Source organism: Paraburkholderia sp. 22098 (genome assembly GCF_052045935.1).
Taxonomy (GTDB): Bacteria; Pseudomonadota; Gammaproteobacteria; order Burkholderiales; family Burkholderiaceae; genus Paraburkholderia; species Paraburkholderia caledonica.
In genome coordinates this window covers 276,540-296,811 of the sequence record NZ_JBQEPV010000003.1, presented here as the reverse complement: position 1 = coordinate 296,811, position 20,272 = coordinate 276,540, and the positions used below count along the sequence as shown (strand labels likewise).

Annotated in this window: 17 protein-coding genes; 12 read left to right on the top strand and 5 right to left on the bottom strand. The window is 61.8% G+C overall.

The features are described from left to right. The first annotated feature begins 40 nt into the window (after positions 1 to 40). The 5 genes from ACTJLB_RS08020 (at position 41) to ACTJLB_RS08000 (ending at position 5,305) form a co-directional block, all read left to right on the top strand. Complete coding sequence (locus ACTJLB_RS08020) at positions 41 to 1,363, top strand: ABC transporter substrate-binding protein (RefSeq protein ID WP_020069199.1); 1,323 nt, start codon at positions 41 to 43, stop codon at positions 1,361 to 1,363. 189 nt (positions 1,364 to 1,552) lie between these two features. Beyond that, entirely contained in the window at positions 1,553 to 2,488 is a 936-nt protein-coding gene (locus ACTJLB_RS08015) for a carbohydrate ABC transporter permease (protein WP_020069198.1), read from the top strand. A gap of 38 nt (positions 2,489 to 2,526) precedes the next feature. Further along, positions 2,527 to 3,360 (top strand): carbohydrate ABC transporter permease, encoded by an 834-nt coding sequence (locus tag ACTJLB_RS08010; RefSeq protein WP_020069197.1) that lies wholly within the window; start codon positions 2,527 to 2,529, stop codon positions 3,358 to 3,360. Next, positions 3,357 to 4,058 (top strand): HAD family hydrolase, encoded by a 702-nt coding sequence (locus ACTJLB_RS08005; RefSeq protein ID WP_020069196.1) that lies wholly within the window; start codon positions 3,357 to 3,359, stop codon positions 4,056 to 4,058. The genes ACTJLB_RS08010 and ACTJLB_RS08005 overlap by 4 nt, the downstream gene beginning before the upstream one ends. A gap of 137 nt (positions 4,059 to 4,195) precedes the next feature. After that, the gene (locus tag ACTJLB_RS08000; RefSeq protein ID WP_288825263.1) at positions 4,196 to 5,305 is read left to right on the top strand and encodes an ABC transporter ATP-binding protein; all 1,110 of its coding nucleotides are present in this window, start codon (positions 4,196 to 4,198) and stop codon (positions 5,303 to 5,305) included. A gap of 113 nt (positions 5,306 to 5,418) precedes the next feature. On the opposite strand, the gene ACTJLB_RS07995 is transcribed toward ACTJLB_RS08000, so the two are convergent. The 3 genes from ACTJLB_RS07995 to dalD all read right to left on the bottom strand — a co-directional run bounded on the left by ACTJLB_RS07995 (position 5,419) and on the right by dalD (position 9,465). Further along, entirely contained in the window at positions 5,419 to 6,366 is a 948-nt protein-coding gene (locus ACTJLB_RS07995; RefSeq protein ID WP_020069194.1) for a sugar-binding transcriptional regulator, read from the bottom strand. A gap of 89 nt (positions 6,367 to 6,455) precedes the next feature. After that, positions 6,456 to 7,937 (bottom strand): xylulokinase, encoded by a 1,482-nt coding sequence (gene xylB, locus ACTJLB_RS07990; protein ID WP_020069193.1) that lies wholly within the window; start codon positions 7,935 to 7,937, stop codon positions 6,456 to 6,458. A gap of 115 nt (positions 7,938 to 8,052) precedes the next feature. Beyond that, positions 8,053 to 9,465, bottom strand: a complete 1,413-nt coding sequence (gene dalD, locus ACTJLB_RS07985) for a D-arabinitol 4-dehydrogenase (protein ID WP_088175685.1) — start codon at positions 9,463 to 9,465, stop codon at positions 8,053 to 8,055. Positions 9,466 to 9,836: 371 nt separating this feature from the next. Between dalD and ACTJLB_RS07980 the strand changes: the two genes are divergently transcribed. The 7 genes from ACTJLB_RS07980 to ACTJLB_RS07950 all read left to right on the top strand — a co-directional run bounded on the left by ACTJLB_RS07980 (position 9,837) and on the right by ACTJLB_RS07950 (position 17,938). Further along, the gene (locus tag ACTJLB_RS07980; RefSeq protein WP_408130992.1) at positions 9,837 to 10,817 is read left to right on the top strand and encodes an AraC family transcriptional regulator; all 981 of its coding nucleotides are present in this window, start codon (positions 9,837 to 9,839) and stop codon (positions 10,815 to 10,817) included. A gap of 123 nt (positions 10,818 to 10,940) precedes the next feature. Continuing rightward, positions 10,941 to 11,894, top strand: a complete 954-nt coding sequence (locus ACTJLB_RS07975; protein ID WP_087752921.1) for an ABC transporter substrate-binding protein — start codon at positions 10,941 to 10,943, stop codon at positions 11,892 to 11,894. A gap of 63 nt (positions 11,895 to 11,957) precedes the next feature. Further along, complete coding sequence (locus ACTJLB_RS07970) at positions 11,958 to 13,478, top strand: sugar ABC transporter ATP-binding protein (protein WP_408165581.1); 1,521 nt, start codon at positions 11,958 to 11,960, stop codon at positions 13,476 to 13,478. After that, complete coding sequence (locus tag ACTJLB_RS07965) at positions 13,465 to 14,472, top strand: ABC transporter permease (protein ID WP_440782980.1); 1,008 nt, start codon at positions 13,465 to 13,467, stop codon at positions 14,470 to 14,472. Before ACTJLB_RS07970 ends, ACTJLB_RS07965 begins: the two co-directional genes overlap by 14 nt. Before the next feature lie 43 nt (positions 14,473 to 14,515). Further along, the gene (locus ACTJLB_RS07960; RefSeq protein WP_020069187.1) at positions 14,516 to 15,613 is read left to right on the top strand and encodes an erythritol/L-threitol dehydrogenase; all 1,098 of its coding nucleotides are present in this window, start codon (positions 14,516 to 14,518) and stop codon (positions 15,611 to 15,613) included. Between the two features lie 46 nt (positions 15,614 to 15,659). Beyond that, positions 15,660 to 17,204: an FGGY-family carbohydrate kinase gene (locus tag ACTJLB_RS07955; RefSeq protein WP_440782979.1), complete on the top strand. Its 1,545-nt coding sequence runs from the start codon at positions 15,660 to 15,662 to the stop codon at positions 17,202 to 17,204. Next, entirely contained in the window at positions 17,201 to 17,938 is a 738-nt protein-coding gene (locus ACTJLB_RS07950; RefSeq protein ID WP_310067599.1) for an SDR family oxidoreductase, read from the top strand. Before ACTJLB_RS07955 ends, ACTJLB_RS07950 begins: the two co-directional genes overlap by 4 nt. A gap of 109 nt (positions 17,939 to 18,047) precedes the next feature. On the opposite strand, the gene kynA is transcribed toward ACTJLB_RS07950, so the two are convergent. Next, positions 18,048 to 18,989, bottom strand: a complete 942-nt coding sequence (kynA, locus tag ACTJLB_RS07945) for a tryptophan 2,3-dioxygenase (protein ID WP_288825272.1) — start codon at positions 18,987 to 18,989, stop codon at positions 18,048 to 18,050. A gap of 10 nt (positions 18,990 to 18,999) precedes the next feature. Next, positions 19,000 to 20,250 carry a kynureninase gene (kynU, locus tag ACTJLB_RS07940; protein ID WP_288825273.1) on the bottom strand — a complete coding sequence of 417 codons (1,251 nt, stop codon included), beginning with the start codon at positions 20,248 to 20,250 and terminating at the stop codon, positions 19,000 to 19,002. Positions 20,251 to 20,272 lie beyond the last annotated feature (22 nt).

Genomic DNA, 20,272 nt, shown 5'->3' with positions numbered 1-20,272 from the left:
AAACGCAGCATCACATAACGCACGAGAAAGGAGACAACACATGAAACCAGCCCTCAAATCCGCGCTCAAGGCGGTTAGCGCAGGCGCCGCTGCATGCTTCGCGCTGAGTGCGTCGGCGGCCACGGTGACGATCGCGACGCTGAACAATCCGGACATGATCGAGCTGAAGAAGCTGTCGCCCGAATTCGAAAAGGCGAATCCGGACATCAAGCTGAACTGGGTGATTCTCGAAGAAAACGTGCTGCGTCAGCGCGCCACGACGGACATCACCACCGGCAGCGGCCAGTTCGACGTGATGACGATCGGCGCGTACGAAACACCGCAGTGGGGCAAGCGCGGCTGGCTCACGCCGCTCACGAACCTGCCCGCCGATTACGATCTGAACGACGTCGTGAAGACGGCCCGCGACGGCCTCTCTGCCGGCGGCCAGTTGTACGCGCTGCCGTTTTACGTCGAAAGCTCGATGACGTATTACCGCAAGGACCTGTTTGCGGCGAAGGGCCTGAAAATGCCTGACCAGCCGACCTACGACCAGATTGCGCAATTCGCCGACAAGCTCACCGACAAAGCCAACGGCATGTACGGCATCTGCTTGCGCGGCAAGGCGGGCTGGGGCGAAAACATGGCGTATGGCACGACCGTGGTGAACACGTTCGGCGGCCGCTGGTTCGACGAAAAGTGGCACGCGCAACTCACGTCGCCGGAATGGAAGAAAGCGATCACGTTCTATGTCGATCTATTGAAGAAGAACGGCCCGCCGGGAGCGAGCTCGAACGGCTTCAACGAAAACCTGACGCTGATGTCCTCGGGCAAGTGCGCAATGTGGATCGACGCGACGGTGGCCGCGGGCATGCTGTACAACAAACAGCAGTCGCAGATCGCGGACAAGGTCGGTTTTGCCGCGGCGCCAATCGCGGTCACGCCGAAGGGTTCGCACTGGCTGTGGGCCTGGGCGCTCGCGATCCCGAAGTCCTCCAAGCAGGCTGACGCAGCGAAGAAGTTCATTACGTGGGCCACGTCGAAGCAGTACATCGAGCTCGTCGCGAAAGATGAAGGCTGGGCATCGGTGCCGCCTGGAACGCGCCAATCGACGTACGCACGCCCCGAGTACAAGCAGGCCGCGCCGTTCGGCGACTTCGTGCTCAAGGCGATCGAAACGGCCGATCCGGAGCATCCGACGGCGAAGCCCGTGCCGTACACCGGTGTGCAGTTCGTTGGGATACCTGAATTCCAGTCGTTCGGCACCGTGGTCGGTCAAAGCATCTCCGGCGCAATTGCCGGTCAGATGACGGTCGACCAGGCGCTGGCGGCAGGCCAGGCCACCGCGGATCGCGCGGTGAAGCAGGCCGGGTATCAGAAGTAACGAAGAGTAGATCGGAAAGCTCGCCACTGGAGTTACGTGGCGCGTGCCGGCTGACGCCCGTCAGCCGGCTCACGCAGCACAGCGGGCCGTCACGGCCGCGCATACGCCGCAACGCCGCCTCGTCTTCATAGCGAAATGGCGATTCATGCGGTCCGTGCCGCCCGCGCATTACCGAACAGGTGGTCAATCATGCGTCCTCTGCGCCTGCCTCTCATGCATGCCCATCCCCAGACAGAAAAAGAACGCGAAGTCCGCAAAGCCAATTCCGCGCGCTGGCTCGTGTCGCCGTCGGTCGCGGTGCTGTTGCTGTGGATGACGATTCCGCTCGCGATGACGATCTGGTTCTCGTTCTCGCGCTACAACCTGCTGAATCCCGACCTGAAGGGTTTCGCCGGTTTCGACAACTATCAGTTTCTGGCCAGCGATCCGTCGTTCGGCCCGTCGATCGGCCATACGTTGCAACTGATCGTGTCGGTGCTCGTGATCACGGTGGTCGGCGGCGTGCTGATGGCGATTCTGTTCGACCGCAAGTTCTACGGACAGGGCGTCGCGCGGCTGCTGGCCATCGCGCCGTTCTTCGTGATGCCTACGGTCAGCGCGCTGATCTGGAAGAACATGATCCTGCATCCGGTCTACGGCCTCGTCGCGAGCGGCATGCGCGCGATCGGCCTGCAGCCGATCGACTGGTTCGCCGAGTATCCGTTGACTGCGGTCATCATGATCGTCGCGTGGCAATGGCTGCCGTTCGCGTTTCTGATTCTCTTCACGGCGATCCAGTCGCTCGATCAGGAGCAGAAGGAAGCGGCGCGCATCGACGGAGCGGGTCCATTCTCCATGTTCTTCTACATCACGCTGCCACACCTGAAACGTGCGATTGCCGTGGTGGTGATGATGGAGACGATTTTCCTGCTGTCCATCTTCGCTGAAATCTATACGACGACCGGCGGCGGTCCCGGCACTGCGACCACCAACCTGTCGTACCTGATCTATTCGCTCGGCCTGCAACAGTTCGACGTCGGTCTCGCCTCGGCGGGCGGCATTCTCGCTGTCGTGCTGGCCAATATCGTGTCGTTCTTCCTCGTGCGGATGCTCGCGAAGAACCTCAAAGGGGAGTACGAAAAATGAGCCAGGTTGCCTCTACTCCGGCGTCGACCACGGCGCCCATGACCGTGCCGGCGAAGTCGCCGTTCGCCGCGATCCGTCGCGGCATTCCCGGCGTGCTCGCCTGGTTTGTCGCGCTGCTACTGTTTTTCCCGATCTTCTGGATGACGATCACCGCATTCAAGACGGAACAGCAGGCGTACTCGTCGTCGCTATTTTTTACGCCGACGTTCGACAGTTTTCGCGAGGTATTCGCGCGCAGCAATTACTTCTCGTTCGCGTGGAATTCGATCCTGATCTCGGTCGGCGTGACGGTGCTGTGCCTGATTCTCGCGGTACCGGCCGCATACGCAATGGCGTTTTTCCCTACGCGTCGCACGCAAAAAGTGCTGCTGTGGATGCTGTCGACCAAGATGATGCCGTCGGTAGGTGTTCTCGTGCCGATCTATCTGCTGTGGAAAAACAGCGGCTTGCTCGATACGGTTTCCGGTCTCGTGATCGTCTATACGCTGATCAATCTGCCGATTGCGGTGTGGATGTCTTTCACGTACTTCGCCGAAATTCCACGCGACATTCTGGAAGCGGGCCGTATCGACGGCGCGGCGACCTGGCAGGAAATCGTCTATCTGCTGATGCCGATGGCGCTGCCGGGGCTCGCTTCCACCGCGCTACTGCTCGTGATCCTTTCGTGGAACGAAGCATTCTGGAGCATCAACCTGTCGAGTTCCAACGCAGCGCCACTCACGGTTTTCATCGCGTCGTATTCCAGTCCTGAAGGCTTATTCTGGGCCAAGCTGTCCGCGGCTTCGCTGCTTGCGGTGGCGCCGATCCTGATCGTCGGCTGGCTCTCGCAGAAGCAACTCGTGCGCGGCCTCACGTTCGGGGCGGTCAAATGACGGCAGGCACCAGTGCAGGAAATTTCGCGCTGATCTGCGATTGCGACGGTGTATTGATCGACAGCGAGGCGGTGGCTGCGCGCATGCTCGTGCATGAACTCGAAGCGCGCTGGCCGGGCGCGGATATCGAACCGGTCGTGCTGCCGTTACTTGGATTGCGCATCGAAAAAGTGCTGGAAGGCACGGCGATGCAACTCGGCAAAAGCCTCGGTCTGGACGACATCGACGCGATTCGCCGCTCCGTGGAAGCGGCGGCGATGCAGGCGCCGGCAGTGCAGGGCATCGAGCAGGCGCTGGCGCAGGTCCCGCTCATCAAAGGCTGCGCGAGCAATAGTTTTCGGCCTTACGTGCAGACTGTTCTTGCGCGTACGGGGCTCGTGAGGTTTTTCGGCGACCGTCTGTTTTGCGCCGATAGCGTGCCCAATCCGAAGCCCGCGCCCGACGTCTATCTGGCCGCGGCGGAAGGTTTGCGGCTCGCGCCGTCTGCATGCCTCGTGGTCGAAGACAGCGTGACCGGTGTCACGGCGGCGAGCGCGGCGGGAATGACGGTGCTGGGATTCATCGGCGGCGGTCATGCGAGCGACGCGCAGATCGACAAACTGCATGCGGCCGGTGCCCGGCATGTATTCGACGACATGCATCAGCTGCCGGAACTGGTCGCGCAGTGGACGTTGAGCGCGACGGCCGCGGCGCCGTAAGCGCGAGCGGCTCGGCGCACGATGCACGACGAACGTGCGACCAGCAAAGCTGGCAACGCGCAAACGCAACGCAAACGCAAACGCAAACGCAACGTGGCAACACACAAGCAACACACAGCATTACACGGAGACACATCATGGCAAGCGTAACTCTGCGCAATATCCGGAAGGCCTACGACGACACCGAAGTGATGCGCGACATCAACCTCGACATCGCGGACGGCGAATTCGTCGTGTTCGTAGGTCCGAGCGGTTGCGGTAAATCGACGCTGATGCGGATGATCGCCGGCCTCGAAGATATCAGCGGCGGCGACCTCACCATCGACGGCACGCGCATGAACGACGTGCCGCCAGCGAAGCGCGGTATTGCGATGGTGTTCCAGTCGTACGCGCTGTATCCGCACATGACGCTGTACGACAACATGGCGTTCGGCCTGAAGCTCGCCGGCACGAAGAAGCCGGAGATCGACGCGGCCGTGCGCAACGCGGCGAAGATTCTGCATATCGATCATCTGTTGGACCGTAAGCCCAAGCAGCTATCGGGCGGTCAGCGCCAGCGCGTCGCAATCGGCCGCGCGATCACCCGCAAGCCGAAAGTATTTCTGTTCGACGAACCGCTGTCGAATCTCGACGCCGCGTTGCGCGTGAAAATGCGGCTGGAATTTGCGCGCCTGCATGACGAGCTGAAGACCACGATGATCTACGTGACGCACGATCAGGTCGAAGCGATGACGCTCGCCGACAAGATCGTCGTGCTGTCTGCGGGCAACCTCGAACAGGTCGGCAGTCCGACCATGTTGTATCACGCGCCGGCCAATCGTTTCGTCGCGGGTTTCATCGGCTCGCCAAAAATGAATTTCATGGAAGGCGTCGTGCAATCGGTCACGCACGACGGCGTGACGGTGCGCTATGAAACCGGCGAGACACAACGCGTCGCGGTAGAGCCTGGCGCGGTCAAGCAGGGCGACAAAGTGACGGTGGGCATCCGCCCCGAGCACTTGCATGTCGGTATGACGGACGACGGTGTGTCGGCTCGCACGATGGCCGTCGAATCGCTCGGCGACGCAGCGTATCTGTACGCGGAGTCGAGCGTCGCGCCGGACGGTCTGATTGCACGCATTCCGCCGCTTGAACGTCATGCGAAGGGCGAGACGCAAAAGCTCGGCGCGACGCCCGAGCATTGCCATCTGTTCGATAGCGAAGGCAAGGCGTTCCAGCGCAAGATCGTCGAAGTATTGGCGGCTTGACGTGGCGGGAAGGCGCGAGTGCGGCCTTCCCGCTGTTTGTTTCAACGGCGCAGTGGCCTGCGCGTGTGGGGCCGCGCTCAAGCGAACGCCCCGCTCAAACGTGCTGGCGCTCTTTACGCTTCGAGAGCAGCCCGCGCGCACAGTTCGTCGGTAACGAGCCCCGACAGCCAGCCGCCCTTGAGCACTGCGATCAGTGCTTCACGCTTGCGCTTGCCGCCCGCGAAACCAATGGTAGGCCGCAGCGGCGGCGAATCGATTTCAATGCTCGTCACGCGCCGGCCAGTCGGCGATTCGACGCGGGCACCGGCCGCGTCGATCGGCAGTCCGAGCATTTCGGCCACCGCACCGTTCTGCATCAGTTCCTTCACTTCCGCCGACGTAATGAAGCCGTCCTCGTGCAACGGGCATTTCGGCCCAATATTGCCGATGCCTACGAACGCGACGTCAGCCTGCGCCGATAGCGATTCGACGATCCGATAGAGCCGGTGATTGCACCACTGCGCGCGTTCGGCCTCGGTATCGGCAATCAACGGCGCGGGCAGCAGAAAATGCTTGCCTCCGGTCTTCTCCGAAATGTGCAGCGCGACGTCATAGCGGTTCGAGGAGCCGTCCTGAGCGATGGCCCCGACCATCGACACCAGCCGATGCTGCGGACGGTCTAGCTGCGCGATCTGATCGACCGCGGCTTTGAGTGTCCGGCCGCTGCTCACCGCGACCACCATCGGCTTTTCTTCGGCGAGGTAACGTTCCATGACCTGCGCGCCCGCGACCGCGAGTTTGCGATCGACCTCATCAGGCGTGTCGCTGTCGATCGGCACCACCTCGCACATTGCGAGACCGTAGCGTTTCGACAGCTGATCGGCGAGCGACAAACAATCCGCCAACTGGTGATCGACACGTACGCGGATCAGATTTTTTTCCACCGCGAACGCGACGAGCCGTTGCGCGACCGGGCGCGACACCTGCAGCTTCTCGGCGATCTCGTTCTGGGTATTGCCCGCGACGTAGTAGAGCCACGCGGCGCGAGTAGCAAGATCTAGTTTTTCTGTGGACTTGGGCACGGTGACGATTCGCTTGAAGGGCGCCGATAATGGCAGCCGGCGCTCGCCTTCAGGCGCCGCCGGTTGCGGTTTGCGCTGTTGCTATGCGTTCAGGCGAGCCGCTCGCGCGCGGGGTCGAATAGCGGCCGCACATGACGGTACAGCGCACGATATGCGTCGAGTCGCGTCCGCAATTCAGCGTGGCGGCGCGGGTTCGGTGTGAACTCCTTTTCGATCGGCGGTTTGCTGAGCACGGTTGCCGGGTCGCCGCCCGCCGCGAGCCAGCCGAGACGCGCCGCGCCGAGCGCCGCACCCGTCTCGCCGCCGCCATGCTTGCGCGTGGCGGTGTCGAGCGCGTCGGCAAGCAACTGTGCCCAGTAGTCGCTGCGTGCGCCGCCGCCGAGCAGCGACAGCGCCTTTGCTTCGGTGCCGGCTGCGCGCAGCGCGTCGAGACCGTCGGTGAGTGCGAGTGTCACGCCTTCGAGCACCGCGTAGCCGAGCAGCGCACGATCCGTTGCGTGGTTCATGCCGAAGAACACGCCTTGCGCATACGGGTCGTTGTGCGGCGTGCGCTCGCCGGACAGGTACGGCAAGAAGAGCGGTGCGGTGGTGAGCGCTTCTGCGGGCAGTGCTTCTATTTCAGCGAGCAGCGTGGGTTCGTCGGTCGAGGTGAGCTTGCACACCCAACGCAAACAGCTTGCCGCCGACAAGACCACGCTCATCTGATGCCAGCGGTCTGGAATCGCGTGGCAGAACGCGTGCACAGCGGAAGCAGGATTCGGCCGGAAGCTGTCGCCGACCACGCACAATACGCCGGACGTGCCGAGCGACACGAAGCCATCGCCCGGCTGCGTCGCGCCGATGCCGATTGCGCTGGTTGCGTTGTCGCCGCCGCCCGCCGCGACGATCACGCCGTCGGCCAGACCGTATTCGCGCGCGAGTTCCGGCAACAACGTGCCGGACGGCGCACTGCCTTCGGCGAGGCTCGGCATCTGCGCGCGTGTCATGTTGCAGGCCGCAAGCAGCGAATCGGACCAGTCGCGTTTTGCGACGTCGAGCCACAGCGTGCCGGCCGCATCCGACGGGTCGGAGACCTTGCCGCCTGTCAGTTGCAAACGCAGGTAGTCTTTCGGCAGGAGCACGCACGCGGTCCGCGCAAAGATGTCGGGTTCGTGACGCGCGACCCACAGCAGTTTCGGCGCGGTGAAACCCGGCATGGCGAGATTGCCTGCGACGCTATGCAGGTCTGGCGCGCGTTCCGTGAGTTCGGCGCACTCCTTGTCGCTGCGCATGTCGTTCCAGAGAATCGCGGGCCGCAGCACGCGGTCTTCGGCATCCAGCAGCACGGCGCCGTGCATCTGCCCGGAAAGGCCAATGCCGCGAATCTGGGCGAACTCGTCCGGATGTTTCGCGCGCAATGCGGCGAGCGCACTCTGCGTGCCGGCCCACCAGTCTTCGGGATTCTGCTCCGCCCAGCGTTGATGCGGACGCGAAACCGTGAACGGAGAGCCTGCGGTGCCGATCACGCGTCCGTTGGAGGCGAGCAGCAGGACTTTCACTTCGGACGTACCGAGGTCGATGCCGAGATACATGGGCGGAAAACCTTCGTCGTTAGAGATGCGCTACTTTAGCCGCACACGGCGCGCGGTGCCATGCGCATTAAGCCTGGCACCGCGCGTGAATTCGAACGTGGATGTACGGTGTTTATTACGCGTGCGCGCGTTTGGCGAGCCAGACGTCGACACGCGCCAATGCACCGGCCAAAGCAGATTCCAGCTCCGGCGTTTGCGCCATGCTGCCCCACAGCAGGCGATCTGCCGCGAATGCCTGCAAAGGATCGGGCGCGGCGAAGAAGCCGCGCGCGACGCGCTCGTCCATCACACCGTCCTGATACGTGTAAGGCAGCGTGCCCGCCTGCCAGCGCTCCAGGAAGCGGAAGAAGAGTGCCGGCAGCATCGCGGTGGCTGCGGGCGTTACGCCGCGCTCGAAACATTCGGCGAGCGTCGGCGCGATGAAGCCAGGCAGTTTGGAAAAGCCGTCGGCGGCGACGCGCTGGTTGGTGTCCTGGATATAAGGATTGCCGAAGCGTTCGAGCACGACATCGCGATAACGCTCCAGGTCGAGCGGACTCGGTGAGAGGCAGGGAATCACGTCTTCGGTCACGTAGTCGAACGCGAACTTGCGAATGTCTGCGTCTTGCGTGCCTTCGTGGATGTAGTTCAGGCCGACCAGCGTCCCGGCCCACGCGATGCAGCTATGCGTCGCGTTGAGTATGCGGATCTTCGCTTCTTCGTACGGCAGTACCGAATCGACCAGTTCCGCACCGACTTTCTCCCATGCCGGGCGGCCCGCTATGAAGCGCTCTTCGATCACCCATTGAATGAACGCTTCGCCCATTACCGGGCACGCGTCGTCCACGCCCGTCGCGGCCTTCACACGTTCTCTCACGTCAGGTGTCGGGCGCGGCGTGATGCGGTCGACCATCGAGCTTGGACACGCGGTATTGTCGTCGAACCATTGCGCCAGTTCGCCCGCGCCGCGTAGTTCGAGAAACGCGCTCATGCCCGCATGAAAACGCTCGCCGTTGCGCCGCAGGTTGTCGCAGGTTTGCAGCGTGACCGGACCCGCGCCGTTTTTCATGCGCGCTTCGAGAATCGCCGCGAGCGCGCCGTAGATAGTGGTATGTCCGCCTTTGAGGTCGGTCGAGAGATCGGGGTTGGCCGTGTCGAGCTGGTCATGTTCGTCGAGATAGTAGCCGCCTTCGGTCACCGTGAACGAGATGATCTTGCAGGCCGGGTCGGCACCGGCTTCGATCAGCGCGTCGAGGCTTTCGGTCCACGGCACGACGCGCTCGATCGAGCGGATCGTCTCATACGCGCGTTCGCCCTGAGGCGTGACGGTTTCGAGCGTATAGACACCATCTTGTGCTGCGAGCGCTTCGAGCACCGCGTTCATGTCGCTGCGGATATTGCCCACGGTGAGCGACCAGTGCGGTTCGCCCGGCAGATTCGCTTCGTTCAACCTGTGGAGATACCACGCCTGATGCGCGCGATGGAACGATCCCGCGCCGATATGCAGGATTACGTGTGCGGCCGCGCCGCTATCTTGCCCGCTGCTCATGTGCGTCTCCATGTATCTGGCTCGCGCGGCTTGTCGCGCGCGTCTTTTCTTCAGTTAGAGCATTTGCTCTGTATGTGAGCGAATGATCGTACCCGGCGATATGAAAGTCAAGGCAGCTTCACAGGGTTTTCGTGGCGCAGCGCGGCGCAGCATAGTCGCCTGACACGTTGAATGGCCGCGCGACGCGCTTCGTCGCACGTTTTTGCATTGCATCATTCTTGACGTCGAGCCCGCCAGGACTTACCCGAATGCAAAAAAGTATCGGTCCGCAGTCTCATTTTTAGTGGTGGCTTACGCGTTTGGAGGCTACTTTTCGCTGTACACGAAGAAGACGAGCGGCATCCTTGTGAGCCGCATCATGGAGGCAGACAGTGCAACCCGATCTGGAGATCGTGGCCGTACGCCGCGACGAGTCGTTCAAAGTGTGGTCGCACGGCTATCCGTATCGCACGGTACGCTGGCACTTTCACCCGGAGTACGAGATTCATCTGATCGTGGCGACCACGGGCAAGATGTTCGTCGGCGATCACATCAGCAGCTTCGCGCCGGGCAACCTCGTGTTGATGGGTCCGAACCTGCCGCACAACTGGGTGAGCGACGTGCCCGAAGGCGAGAGCATCGCGCAGCGCAATCTCGTCGTGCAGTTCGGCCAGGAGTTCGTGTCGAGCTGCCTCGAAAGTTTCCCCGAGTGGCGTCAGGTCGAGGCGCTGCTCGCCGACTCGCGCCGCGGCGTGTCGTTCGGCGCCCGCACGAGCGCCGCGATCCATCCGCTCTTCCTCGAATTGCTGGCGGCGCGCGGACTGCGCCGTCTCGTACTTTTCATGTCGATGCTCGAAATCCTGATGGGCGCAGAAGATCGCGAGACGCTTGCGAGTCCCGCGTATCAGGCCGACTCAACGGGCTTTGCATCGACGCGCATCAATCATGTGCTCTCGTATATCGGCAAGAACCTCGCGAACGAGTTGCGGGAATCGGATCTCGCACAACTGGCCGGTCAGAGCGTGAGCGCCTTTTCGCGTTATTTCCGCCGGCATACGGGCTTGCCGTTCGTGCAATACGTGAACCGCATGCGCATCAATCTCGCATGTCAGTTGCTCACCGATAGCGAGCTCAGCGTCACCGACATCTGCTTCAAAGCGGGCTTTAACAACCTGTCGAATTTCAACCGGCAGTTTCTCGCGGTGAAAGGCATGGCGCCTTCGAGGTTCCGCCGTTATCAGCAACTGAACGACGCGAGCCGCGATGCATCGGAAGAAGCCGCGGCGCGTGGCGCTGGCATCGACGATGCGCCCGCCATCGTGCTCGCGCCGGGTCTGCCGCGTCCTGCCGCCTCTGCGTATCCGCCAACGTAACGCCTACGTTGTTCATACGCCTCGCTTGCCAGCAAGGCGTTCTGCTTCACCTGTGTTTCAACACGTATCGCGCTGCCCGACGGCAGCGTGACGGACGTGCTCACTTCAAGAACGGAGACAACCATGACGCAAACCACCTTCAAACACGCATCGTTGAATACTTTCGCGCGGCGCGGCGCGTTGTTCGCGAGCCTCGCATTCAGCCTGTCCATGATCGCGGCGCCTGCCGCGCAGGCGGCGCCGCTAAAGATCGGCATGACGTTTCAGGAACTGAATAACCCGTACTTCGTGACGATGCAGAAGGCGCTCAACGACGCGGCCGCGTCGACCGGCGCGACGGTGATCGTGACCGACGCGCATCACGACGTGAGCAAACAGGTGAGCGACGTCGAAGACATGCTGCAGAAGAAGATCGACATTCTGCTCGTGAATCCGACCGATTCGACCGGCATTCAATCGGCGGTAACGTCGGCGAAGAAAGCGGGCGTCGTGGTCGTCGCGGTGGATGCGAACGCGAATGGTCCGGTCGACTCGTTCGTCGGCTCCAAGAACTTCGACGCTGGACAGATGGCCTGCGAGTATCTGTCGAAGTCGATCGGCGGCAGCGGCGAAGTGGCGATTCTCGACGGCATTCCGGTCGTGCCGATTCTCGAGCGCGTGCGCGGCTGCAAGGCCGCGCTTGCGAAGTCGCCCGGCGTAAAGCTCGTGGATACGCAGAACGGCAAGCAGGAACGCGCGACGGCGCTCTCGGTGACCGAAAACATGATCCAGGCGCATCCGAATCTGAAGGGCGTGTTCAGCGTGAACGACGGCGGATCGATGGGCGCGTTATCGGCGATCGAGTCGTCGGGCAAAGACATCAAGCTGACGAGCGTCGACGGTGCGCCCGAAGCGATTGCCGCGATTCAGAAGCCGAATTCGAAATTCGTCGAGACGTCTGCGCAATTTCCTGCTGACCAGGTGCGTATCGCACTGGGCATCGCGTACGCGAAGAAGTGGGGCGCCAATGTGCCGAAAGCGATTCCCGTCGACGTGAAGATGATCGACAAGAGCAATGCCAAGGGTTTTAGCTGGTAAGCCGAATGCCCGCTGCCGCGCTTCGATCCTGATGCGCGGCGGCGGGCAGTGATGGAGCACCCGATGGACACGATACTCAAGCTCGACAACATCACCAAGAGCTTTCCCGGCGTGAAGGCGTTGCAAGGCATTCACCTCGAGATCGCACGCGGCGAGATTCATGCGCTGCTCGGCGAGAACGGCGCGGGCAAATCGACGTTGATGAAAATCTTGTGCGGCATTTATCAGCCGGACGAAGGCACGATCACGATCGAAGGCGATCCGCGCCACTTTGCGAATTATCACGATGCGGTGGCTGCGGGCGTCGGCATCGTATTTCAGGAATTCAGTCTGATTCCGTATTTGAACGCCGTGGAGAACATGTTCCTCGGCCGCGAAATGAAGAATGGCCTGGGTCTGCTCAATCGCGGCGGGATGCGGCGCGTGGCTGCGGAAATCTTCGGGCGGCTTGGCGTTTCGATCGACCTGTCGGTGCCTATTCGCGAGCTCTCGGTCGCGCAGCAGCAATTCGTCGAAATCGGCAAGGCGTTGTCGCTCGAAGCGCGCATCCTTATTCTCGATGAACCGACGGCGACGCTCACGCCTGCCGAAGCGGAGCATCTCTTTGCAATCATGCGCGACCTGAAAAAGCAGGGCGTGGCGATGATTTTCATCTCTCACCACCTCGAAGAAATTTTCGAAGTATGCGATCGCATCACGGTGTTGCGCGACGGCCAGTATGTCGGCATGACCGAAGTTGCGCAGTCCGACGTGGGCCGCCTCGTCGAGATGATGGTGGGGCGCCGCATCGAAAGCAGCTTTCCGCCAAAGCCGCCGTTGCGGCCCGACGCGAAAATCGTGCTGGACGTGCAGAAGCTGCAGCTGCTGAAAGACAGCCCGATGCTGCAATTCACGCTGCGCGAAGGCGAGATTCTCGGCTTCGCCGGACTGGTCGGTTCGGGCCGCACCGAAACCGCGCTCGCCGTGATCGGCGCAGATCCGGCCTACGTGAAGGAGATTCGCATCAACGGCGAGGCTGCCAATCTCTCCGATCCGGCCGACGCACTGCGCGCGGGCGTGGGGATTCTTCCTGAAAGCCGCAAAACGGAAGGGCTGATTACGGACTTCTCGATCAAGCAGAACATCTCGATCAACAACCTCGGCAAGTATCGCTCGCTGCGGTTCTTTATCGATCAGCGCAGCGAAGCGCGCGCCACCGCCGACATCATGAAGCGCGTGGGTGTGAAAGCGCCGACCATGCACACCGAAGTCGCGACGCTCTCGGGTGGCAACCAGCAGAAAGTGGTGATTGCGCGTTGGCTGAACCATCACACCAACATTCTGATTTTCGACGAACCGACGCGCGGCATCGACGTCGGCGCGAAGGCGGAGATCTATTTGCTGATGCGCGAACTCACTGCGCGAGGCTATTCGATCATCATGATTTCGTCAGAACTACCGGAGATCGTCGGCATGTGCGACCGCGTCGCCGTGTTCCGCCAGGGTCGCATCGAAGCACTGCTCGAAGGCGACCAGATCGACTCTAACGCCGTGATGACCTATGCAACCGCCGGCACTCGTGGAGCCCAGCATGAACACGCCTAATCCTTCTTCTTCGCCGAAAACATCGACCGTCAGTAGTGACACGCCCGGCGCGCCGGTGCGCTTTACATGGGCCGCGTTGAAGCGCTCCACGCTGTTTTATCCGTTCATCGGCTTGCTCGTTGTCTGCATCGTCATGGTGTTCGCGAGCGACAGCTTCCTCTCGGGCGCCAACATCGAGAACGTGCTGCGCCAGGTGTCGATCAACGCAATCATCGCGGTCGGCATGACGTGCGTGATTCTGACTGGCGGCATCGATCTGTCCGTGGGCTCCGTGATGGCTCTGGCCGGCACGCTCGCCGCCGGCTTGATGGTGGCCGGCATGAATGCGCTTGCTGCGTTGGCGGTGGGCGTTGCGGTCGGCCTCGGCTTCGGCGCGGCCAACGGGTTCTTCGTCGCGTTCGCCGGCATGCCGCCGATCATCGTGACGCTTGCAACCATGGGCATCGCGCGCGGTCTGGCGCTGATCTACACAGGCGGCTATCCGATCGACGGTTTGCCCGACTGGGTCAGCTTTTTCGGCAGCGGCAAGATTCTCGGCATCCAGGCGCCGGTCGTGATCATGGCGGTGATCTATGTCATCGCGTGGGTGTTTCTGGAGCGCATGCCGTTTGGCCGCTACGTGTATGCGATCGGCGGCAATGAACAGGCGACGCGTCTATCCGGCGTGCGCGTAGCGCGCGTAAAGCTGATCGTCTACACGATCGCAGGTTTGACGTCCTCGTTCGCCGCCATCGTATTGACCGCACGTTTGATGAGCGGCCAGCCGAATGCGGGCGTGGGTTTCGAACTCGACGCCATTGCCGCCGTGGTAATGGGCGGCACTTCGATTTCCGGCGGACGCGGCTCGATCATCGGCACGTTGATCGGCGCGCTGCTGCTCGGCGTGTTGAACAACGGGCTGAACATGGTCGGCGTCAATCCGTATGTGCAGAACGTGATCAAGGGCGGAATCATTCTGCTCGCGATTTACATCAGCCGTGACCGTAGAAAGTAAGGCTCGAATTTCCATCTGATCTCCACTTCAGGCAGGATTTGCAATGACGAATCAATCTACTTCATCCGACCAGCAGAACATGACAGCGATTGTTTGCCACGCACCGAAGGACTATCGCGTGGAACAGGTAGCGAAACCGCGTGCGGGAGCGCACGAACTGGTGATCCGTATCGCCGCGTGCGGCATCTGCGCGAGCGACTGCAAATGCCATTCGGGCGCGAAGATGTTCTGGGGCGGTCCAAGCCCGTGGGTCAAGGCGCCGGTGATTCCGGGCCACGAGTTCTTCGGCTTCGTGCAGGAACTCGGAGACGGCGCGGCCGAGCATTTCGGCGTTAAGGTCGGCGACCGTGTGATCGCGGAACAGATCGTGCCGTGCGCAAAGTGCCGCTATTGCAAGTCGGGCCAATACTGGATGTGCGAAGTGCACAACATCTTCGGGTTCCAGCGCGAAGTCGCGGACGGCGGCATGGCCGAGTACATGCGTATTCCGCCGACCGCGATCGTCCACAAGATTCCCGACGGTATCTCACTTGAAGACGCTGCGATCATCGAGCCGCTCGCGTGCGCGATTCACACCGTCAATCGCGGCGAGTTGCAGCTGGACGACGTCGTCGTGATTGCCGGCGCGGGGCCGCTCGGATTGATGATGACGCAAGTCGCGCATCTGAAGACGCCGAAGAAGCTCGTGGTGATCGACCTCGTGGAAGAACGCCTCGCGCTTGCGCGCGAATACGGCGCGGATGTCACGATCAATCCAAAAACTGACGACGCGCTCGCGATCATCCATTCGCTTACCGACGGCTACGGCTGCGACGTATATATTGAAACAACCGGTGCGCCGATCGGCGTGAATCAGGGCATGGATCTGATCCGCAAGCTCGGGCGCTTTGTCGAGTTCTCGGTGTTTGGCGCGGATACGACGCTCGACTGGTCGGTGATCGGCGATCGCAAGGAACTCGATGTGCGCGGCGCGCATCTCGGGCCGTATTGCTATCCGATTGCGATCGATCTGCTCGCGCGCGGGCTCGTTACGTCGAAAGGAATTGTCACGCACGGCTTTTCGCTGGAAGAATGGGATGAGGCGATCAAGATCGCCAATTCGCTCGATTCGATCAAAGTACTCATGAAGCCGCGCGCTTGAGCCTGCGCCTGGGCGGAAACCGGAGCGGCATATAAACGGAGACTGTATGGATTACGTCATCGGCGTGGATATCGGCACGCAGAGCACGAAGGCGCTGCTCGTGGATCAACATGGCGCCATCGTCGCGCACCATGCGTCGAGCTATCAGCCGGATACGCCCAGGCCGCTATGGGCGGAACAGTGGCCCGCCGTGTGGTTCAAGGCGGTCACGGAATGCATTGCCGCGTGCGTTCGCAAGGCACAGGAGGCGGGCGTTGCGGCAAATACCATCAAGGCCGTGTGCGTGAGCAGTCTGTATGGCGGCTCGGGCATTCCTGTCGATAGCGATATGCGTCCACTCTATCCCTGCCTGATATGGATGGACCGGCGTGCGACCGATCAGGTCGAGTGGGTGCGCAACAACGTCGACCTCGATCGGCTTTATACGATCACCGGCAACGGCGTGGACAGCTATTACGGCTACACGAAGATGTTGTGGCTGCGCGATCACGAGCCGGACGTATGGGCGCAAACACGTTATTTTCTTCCGCCGAATGCGTATGTGATCTACATGCTGACCGGCGAGATTGCCGTCGACCACAGTTCCGCGGGCAATATCGGCGGTATTTACGACATCGCGAAGCGCGACTGGTCGGACGAGGCGCTCGACATGCTCGGCATTCCCGCAACGATGATGCCGGAGCGCCTCGTTGAATCGTCCGAAGTCGTCGGCAGCCTGCTGTCGCAGTGGACCGAAGAATTGGGACTCGCCGCAGGCACGGCGATCGTCGCGGGCGGTGTGGACGCAGCCGTCGCAACGTTCGCGGCCGGCGTGAGCCGCGCGGGGCAGCATGTGGCGATGATCGGCACGAGCATGTGCTGGGGATACATCAATCAGACGGTGGACGCCCGCCACGGATTGATCAGCATGCCTCACGTTTTCAACGGCCAGCGCGACATTTATGTATTCGGCGGTGCGATTACCGCCGGGGCGTCCGTGACCTGGTATCGCGATCAGTTCTGCCATGCGGAAATCGAAGCCGCGCGCGCGACGCCTCATGGCGATCCGCATCGGCTGCTAGAAGACAACGCCGCGAAGGTGCCGGCCGGGTCAGATGGCGTGATGTTTTTGCCGTATCTGATGGGCGAACGCAGTCCGGTCTGGGACGCAAAGGCGAGCGGCGCATTCGTCGGGCTGAGTCTGTTCCATACGCGCGCGCATCTTTATCGCGCGGTACTGGAGGGCGTGTCGTTCGCGTTGAAGCACAACATAGAGGCAGGCCGCAAGGGCGCGCAGTCGCTGGAAGACAAGCTGGTGGTGGTCGGCGGCGCGGCGCATTCCGACTTGTGGATGCAGATCATCGCCGACATCACCGGCTATCCGGTCTACACCATCGAGCAGGAAGTGGAGGCGGCCATGGGCGCCGCATTGCTCGCGGCGCTGGGCGTCGGACTGATTTCGCAGGAAGCGGCGCAGGGAGGATGGGTCACGCTGGTTGAGCGTGCGCAGCCGGACGCCGCGCGAATGGCGCTCTATGAACAGCGCTTCGGTATCTACACGGATCTCTATCCGGCATTGAAGCCGGTCATGCATCGCTTGCAAACATCATGAATGCTACTTTCGATTTTTCTGGCCGCTCGATACTGGTGACGGGCGCTTCGAGCGGAATCGGCCGCGCGACGGTCGAGATGTTGTGCGCTTGCGGCGCGAACGTGGTGGCGGCGGCGCGCAGTGTCAGCGAGCTTGCGCGCCTCGCTGAAGAGACCGGCTGCGAGCCGTTGATGCTCGACGTAAGCGATGAAGCTGCAATCGACGATGCGTTCGCGTCGCTCGGCCCTTTCGACGGTCTCGTGAATTGCGCAGGAATCGCGTTGCTCGAACGGGCAGTGGATACCACGGCCGCGAGTTTCGATCGCGTGATGGCAGTGAACACGCGCGGCGCAGTGCTGGTTGCGAAGCATGTCGCGCGAGGAATGATCGAGGCGAAGCGGGCTGGCAGCATCGTCAACGTGTCGAGTCAGGCGGCGCTCGTCGCGCTCGACGATCATCTGAGCTATTCGGCTTCAAAAGCGGCAATGGATGCGGTGACGCGGGCCTTGTGCATCGAATTGGGGCCGTTCGGAATTCGCGCGAATAGCGTTAATCCCACTGTGACGTTGACACCTATGGCGGTGCAGGCCTGGAGCGATCCTGTGAAGCGCGAGCCTGCCCTCAAGGCTATTCCACTCGGACGGTTCGCCGAACCCGCTGAAGTGGCTTCGGTCGTGGCGTTCTTGTTGAGCGATGCGGCTTCTATGGTGAGTGGGGTTTCGTTGGCTGTCGATGGGGGATTTACTGCGAGGTGATTGGGGGCTCGTGGCAATTGTTGTTCTTCAACCCTTGGCCGTTCCTTGATGTCACCGTGGTTTATGCGCGCTGCCCCGTGCGAGGCAGCGCGCAGCAACTACAACACAACTACAACATAGTCCTGACATGCCAAAGCTCAGGAAACAGCACCACGTCGAGCATTTTGCGCAGATACGGCGCCCCACTGGTCCCCCCCGTGCCCTGCTTGAATCCAATGATCCGCTCGACCGTAGTCACATGCCTGAAGCGCCACTGCCGGAAAGCATCCTCGAGATCGACCAGTTCTTCGGCCATCTCGTACAACTCCCAGTGCTTCGAAGGATTGCGATAAACCTCCAGCCAGGCCGCTTCAACGGAAGCATCATGAACCGTCGGCTGCGTCCAGTCGCGCGCGAGCCGCGAAGGCGAGATCGCAAAGCCGCGACGCGCCAGCAGCTTCACTACTTCATCGTAGAAGGACGGGGACTCGAGAGAAGCCTTCACCTCGGCGAGCACTTCAGCACGGTGCGCATGCGGCTTTAGCATCTGCTCGTTCTTGTTGCCAAGCAGAAACTCGATCTGCCGATACTGGTAAGACTGAAACCCCGACGAACTGCCCAGATAAGGACGCATCGACGTGTATTCGGAAGGCGTCATCGTTGCAAGTACGCTCCAAGCTTGCACCAGTTGCTCCATGATCCGCGAGACGCGGGCAAGCATCTTGAACGCCGGAGGCAATTCATCGCGATGCACAGCGCCCAGCGCGGCGCGCAACTCGTAGAGCGCGAGCTTCATCCACAGTTCGCTTGTCTGATGCTGAATGATGAACAGCATCTCGTTGTGATCGGGCGACAAGGGATGTTGCGCATCCAGCACCGTGCCGAGCGACAGGTAATCGCCGTAACTCATCGACTCGGAGAAGTCGAGTTGTGCGTCGTGCCAGCCATCGGCTGAAGCAGCTTCTGTAGCCGGCCCGTCAGCGGAAGCGGACGCAGCGCGCCCATGACCGAACGGGCATCCTTGCGCGGGCGTTTCTTCGGGCAAGCCCGGCGTTTGCATGTGATCGTTCATCGCGCGCTCCTCAGGTCACCGCGCCGCGCGCGGCGAATTCGGGTGCTCGCCAGGTCTCGCGCACGAGCACCTCGCGCAACGTTTCGACGGCATCCCATACATCGACGAAGCGCGTATACAGCGGCGTGAAGCCGAAGCGCAATACGTGCGGCTCGCGATAATCGCCGATCACGCCGCGCGCGATCAACGCCTGCATGACCTCGTAACCATGCGGATGTTCGAAGCTCGCATGCGAGCCGCGCTGTGAGTGTGCGCGCGGCGTGACGAGCTTCAACGGAAATTCGCTGCAACGTGTCTCGACCAGTTCGATGAACAGATCGGTCAGCGCAAGCGACTTGCGGCGAATCGCCTGCATGTCGGTCTGCAGGAAAACATCGAGTCCGCATTCGACGAGCGCCATCGAGACCATCGGCTGCGTGCCGCACAGAAAGCGGCCAATGCCGTCGTCGGGCTGATACGCGGGGTCCATTTTGAACGGCGCGCGATGCCCCCACCAGCCGGAGAGCGGTTGCGCAAACTCGTTCTGATGGCGCTGCGGCACCCAGACGAATGCGGGCGAGCCCGGGCCGCCGTTCAGGTATTTGTACGTGCAACCGACTGCGTAGTCGGCACCCACGCCGTTCAGGTCGACCGGCACGGCGCCGGCCGAATGTGCGAGATCCCACAGCGCCAGCGCGCCCTTGTCGTGGATCAGTCTGGTCAACGCGGCCATGTCGTGCATGTAGCCGGTGCGGTAGTTGACGTGCGTGATCATCGCGATTGCGGTGTCTTCGCCGATCGCCTCGGGCAACTCGGACGGGTCGTCGACGAGTCGAAGTTCATAGCCGCGGTCGAGCTGCTCGATCAAGCCCTGCGCGATGTAAAGGTCCGTCGGAAAGTTAGAGCGCTCCGAGACGATCACGCGGCGCTTCGGGTCGCGTGCGTTCGCGAGCCGCAGCGCGGCGGACAGCAGCTTGAACAGATTGATCGAAATCGTATCGGTGACGACCACTTCGTTTTCAGCCGCGCCGATCAACGGCGCAAGCTTGTTGCCGAGGCGCCGCGGCAACGCGAACCAGCCCGCGGCGTTCCAGCTGCGGATCAAACCCTCGCCCCATTCGGCGGCGATCACGGTTTGTGCACGTTGCGCCGCTGCGGCGGGCGGCACGCCGAGCGAATTGCCGTCGAGGTAAATAGTGGTCGCCGACAACGCGAACTGATCGCGTAATGTCGCGAGCGGGTCGGCGCTATCGAGCGCCAATGCTTCTTCGCGGTGTTTCATGGTGGTCTCGTTCAGTCGGATG

What these genes read in the sequence shown, in the direction of transcription:
- ACTJLB_RS08020 (WP_020069199.1), top strand. Translation starts at nt 41, where the DNA reads ATGAAACCAGCCCTCAAATCCGCGCTCAAGGCGGTTAGCGCAGGCGCC.
- ACTJLB_RS08015 (WP_020069198.1), top strand. Translation starts at nt 1,553, where the DNA reads ATGCGTCCTCTGCGCCTGCCTCTCATGCATGCCCATCCCCAGACAGAA.
- ACTJLB_RS08010 (WP_020069197.1), top strand. Translation starts at nt 2,527, where the DNA reads ATGACCGTGCCGGCGAAGTCGCCGTTCGCCGCGATCCGTCGCGGCATT.
- ACTJLB_RS08005 (WP_020069196.1), top strand. Translation starts at nt 3,357, where the DNA reads ATGACGGCAGGCACCAGTGCAGGAAATTTCGCGCTGATCTGCGATTGC.
- ACTJLB_RS08000 (WP_288825263.1), top strand. Translation starts at nt 4,196, where the DNA reads ATGGCAAGCGTAACTCTGCGCAATATCCGGAAGGCCTACGACGACACC.
- xylB (WP_020069193.1), bottom strand. Translation starts at nt 7,937, where the DNA reads ATGTATCTCGGCATCGACCTCGGTACGTCCGAAGTGAAAGTCCTGCTG.
- dalD (WP_088175685.1), bottom strand. Translation starts at nt 9,465, where the DNA reads ATGAGCAGCGGGCAAGATAGCGGCGCGGCCGCACACGTAATCCTGCAT.
- ACTJLB_RS07975 (WP_087752921.1), top strand. Translation starts at nt 10,941, where the DNA reads ATGACGCAAACCACCTTCAAACACGCATCGTTGAATACTTTCGCGCGG.
- ACTJLB_RS07970 (WP_408165581.1), top strand. Translation starts at nt 11,958, where the DNA reads ATGGACACGATACTCAAGCTCGACAACATCACCAAGAGCTTTCCCGGC.
- ACTJLB_RS07965 (WP_440782980.1), top strand. Translation starts at nt 13,465, where the DNA reads ATGAACACGCCTAATCCTTCTTCTTCGCCGAAAACATCGACCGTCAGT.
- ACTJLB_RS07960 (WP_020069187.1), top strand. Translation starts at nt 14,516, where the DNA reads ATGACGAATCAATCTACTTCATCCGACCAGCAGAACATGACAGCGATT.
- ACTJLB_RS07955 (WP_440782979.1), top strand. Translation starts at nt 15,660, where the DNA reads ATGGATTACGTCATCGGCGTGGATATCGGCACGCAGAGCACGAAGGCG.
- ACTJLB_RS07950 (WP_310067599.1), top strand. Translation starts at nt 17,201, where the DNA reads ATGAATGCTACTTTCGATTTTTCTGGCCGCTCGATACTGGTGACGGGC.
- kynA (WP_288825272.1), bottom strand. Translation starts at nt 18,989, where the DNA reads ATGAACGATCACATGCAAACGCCGGGCTTGCCCGAAGAAACGCCCGCG.
- kynU (WP_288825273.1), bottom strand. Translation starts at nt 20,250, where the DNA reads ATGAAACACCGCGAAGAAGCATTGGCGCTCGATAGCGCCGACCCGCTC.